Annotated in this window: 2 protein-coding genes; both read left to right on the top strand. The window is 63.7% G+C overall.

The genetic code is table 11. The annotated features are described in order from the left end of the window. Positions 1 to 520 precede the first annotated feature (520 nt). Complete coding sequence (locus GY769_07025) at positions 521 to 766, top strand: hypothetical protein (protein ID MCP4201670.1); 246 nt, start codon at positions 521 to 523, stop codon at positions 764 to 766. 554 nt (positions 767 to 1320) lie between these two features. Continuing rightward, positions 1321 to 2483: Ig-like domain-containing protein (locus GY769_07020; GenBank protein ID MCP4201669.1), on the top strand; the 1163-nt coding region annotated here is incomplete at its 3' end.

Genomic DNA, 2483 nt, shown 5'->3' with positions numbered 1-2483 from the left:
GGACATTGGCCAGGAATTATCATCGGATTCGAAGGCGACAACTTTGCCTGCTCCAAACGCACAGCTTGATGCAAGGCGAAGAGAGGCGCGTAAGTGAGATCGAGATTGAGACTCTCGCCGAACCATTGGCTGAAGCACACGGCTGGCGCCGGTGCTTAGCCTTGACGTTCGGCGTCTTGACGATATACCCATGGCAGGCGACTGACCACATTTGGACAATAAGCTATGGCGAACAAGAGGGCACAGGAACTTCCTCATGGAATTCGCATGAAAGGCGGAGTTGCCTTTGACCCGAAAGCGGATGGCATCGTCGCGATCGTCCACTCATGGGACAACGAACACTGCCTCGGCGAACCCGAAGAATGGCGATCCTCGAGGGTGTTTCCTACGGAGGGAAAAGCAATGCGCTTTTATAGGAAGGCGGTGCGCCCCAAGCTCAAGAAGGCGATGAGACAGGATGCTAGGATTCGGGGCATGGCGGTTCAGCACACCGAGCTCGAGCAATGAGCTGGAGCCACTGATGGAGGAAGTACCGCCGTGGGCGGCCGCGTTTCGCGAGTTCTGCGGCGAGTACCGGCTGCGCCGCTTTGCGGTTGCGTTGACCTCCAGCTATGACCGCGGAAAGCTGTTCTACTGGCAGGAGCAGCTGGTTGACAGCTTTGTCGAGAAGCACGGCTTGACGAAGCCGAGCCTCGACGATCTCCTTCGAGCTTGCTGGCCCAGCGTCGATCCTGAGGATCCTGACTGCGTCGCGCCGATCGAGTGATGGACCCGCGGCTCCCGTGACGCTCGACGTGCCGGCCTCGATCGGGACTCCGGTTTGAGCATTCTGACCGCCGAGGCCTGTTCGACGGCCCCCATTGTTCTTTTTGACCCTCTAGAACGGAGGTGGGGGATTAGAAGTAACGGGCGAGAGGCTATCGTCCGTTATTGGGGAATCCCCATTGTGCTTTTTGACCCTCTAGAACGAGCTTGGGGAATCCCCATTGTGCTTTTTGACCCTCTAGAACGAGGTTGGGGAATCCCCATTGTGCTTTTTGACCCTCTGGAACGAGCTTGGGGAATCCCCATTGTTCTTTTTGACCCTCTGAGACGGCTTTTGGGAGTCCCCAATAACGGACGAGAGGCTATCGTCCGTTATCTTCGACGCTCGAAATCCGCTCAGGAGGGTCTCGCCCGGCGAGCCGCACCTCTACGAGGAGTCACAGAATCTCCACATTCCGCCACGGTGACGCCCCACCCTGGAGGTACACTGAGAGGATCGACATTCGACGTCGCATCTGCCCCCCTTCGGGGGGACCCCACTCGGAGGACCTCGATATGCTGGGAAGCGCCACCTGCCGCGATCGGATCGCCACCACCGTCCTCGTCTTCGCCCTGCTCGCGTTCACCGCCTGCTCCCGCGACCAGGAACCGGCTCCCGAGCCGCCAACCGGCGAAATAGCCCAGGCCGGGCCGGAAGCCCCGCCGCCGTCGCTCAGCCCGGAAGAGCTGGCGCCGGTGATCCGCGAGGTCGCCGAGGCCGACGTCGGGCCGAGTAAGATCGTCATCGAGCTGGCCAAACCGGTGATCGAGAAGGGCAAGGTCGGCGAGGGCGCCGGCGACGGCACGGTGCTCGAGGTCGAGCCGCAGGTCGACGGCGAGCTGAAGTTCACCAGCCCGTCGACCCTGACCTTCGAGCCGTCTGAAGGCTTCGCTCCCGGCACTACCTACACGGTCGAGCTGACGTCGCTCGAGACCCCCGCCGGCGTGCTCACCGCACCTGCCGCGGGTCGTTGGGTGCGAGTGTTCACCACCCCGGCCTTCGACTTCGCCCGCTTCTCGCTGGCCAGCGTCGACTACGCGCGCAAGAAGGCCGAGGCCCACCTGGTGTTCTCCGGCCCGGTGACGGCGCGCGAAGTCGAGAAGCGCGCCCACCTGGTGGTCTCCGATCCGCAATCGGGCGACCGGCGTCGCCCCAGTGTCCGCTTTCGGCCCGGGCCGCAGCGCCATATGGTGCTCGCCCAGCTCTCGGGCAGCATGATCCGCGGCGGCGGCAGGCTCGAGCTGGCGCTCGACGAAGGTACCCCGAGCGCCATCGATCCGAAGCAGCGCGCCGTGCGGCGCACCGCGTCGATCGATCTGGCGATGGGACCGGTGGCGAAGATCGTCGACACCTACCGGGCCGAGGGCTCGAGCGGCTTCTACGTCCAGGTGATCTGCGACGACTCCGCCGGCGGAGACCGGCGCTACTATTGGGACCGGGTCAACCACGAGTACTACCAGGTCTCGAGCCGCTGCCAGCTCGACGAGGCCGACGCCGCCTTCGGCATCCACTTCGAGCCTCAGGTCGACTATTCGGTGACGCCTTCGGGCGGCGGCTTCCGCATCTTCGGCGACTTCGAGCGCGGCAGCTACCACATGCGCATCGAGGCCGGCGTCAAGACCGCCGACGGCGGCATGCTGCACCAGGCCTACGAGACCGATTTCACGGTGCCGGCGCG

The organism is bacterium, from assembly GCA_024224155.1.
In the GTDB taxonomy this organism is placed as follows: domain Bacteria; phylum Acidobacteriota; class Thermoanaerobaculia; order Multivoradales; family JAHEKO01; genus CALZIK01.
This window is presented reverse-complemented; position numbering and strand designations above follow the sequence as displayed.